Consider the following 522-nt stretch of genomic DNA (forward strand, 5'->3'; position numbering starts at 1 on the left):
TAGCGGACACACTCGACATACATCCGTTCATGCTGTCACGATGGCGAAAAGAGTTTCGCGAAGGCAAGATTGTGGCTGATAAACGTAAAAAGTTGACTGAAGCTTCTAACAAGCAAGAAAAGGAGCTGTCCAGAATTAAGCGGCTGGAAGCGGAGAATAAAAAGCTGAAACAGGAGCTTGATCTAGTAAAAAAGTGGCAACGGTTTCTTGCGGAGGAACATCAGCAAGATATCGATTTATCAAGAGATTCGGAATAGAGCTGGGAATTAAAAATCTGGCTTTTTGGCTTGGTGTGTCGCGAAGCGGCTATTACGATTGGTTGAAGCGTGAGCCCTCGAACCGAACCTGTGAAGATAGAGCGCTGAAGATCGAGATACAGAAAATCTACGACAAAGTAGAAGGACGCTATGGTAGCCCTAGGATCTGGAAGGAGCTACAAAAGCGGGGTGTTGCGACTAGCAAGAAGCGTGTAGCACGTCTCATGCAGGAATTGGGTTTAATAGCCCGAGTAACGCGAGTGAC

Annotated in this window: 2 protein-coding genes; both read left to right on the forward strand. The window is 46.6% G+C overall.

Annotation, left to right across the window (positions count from 1 at the left end; all coding sequences use genetic code 11):
• Positions 1 to 257: transposase (locus O9X78_RS20835; RefSeq protein WP_269621601.1), on the forward strand; the 257-nt coding region annotated here is incomplete at its 5' end.
• Between the two features lie 35 nt (positions 258 to 292).
• Positions 293 to 522, forward strand: a 230-nt coding sequence (locus tag O9X78_RS20840) for an IS3 family transposase (RefSeq protein WP_269621602.1), incomplete at its 3' end; no start/stop codon positions are given.

Source organism: Zhongshania aquatica (assembly GCF_027257955.1).
GTDB classification, from domain to species: domain Bacteria; phylum Pseudomonadota; class Gammaproteobacteria; order Pseudomonadales; family Spongiibacteraceae; genus Spongiibacter; species Spongiibacter aquatica.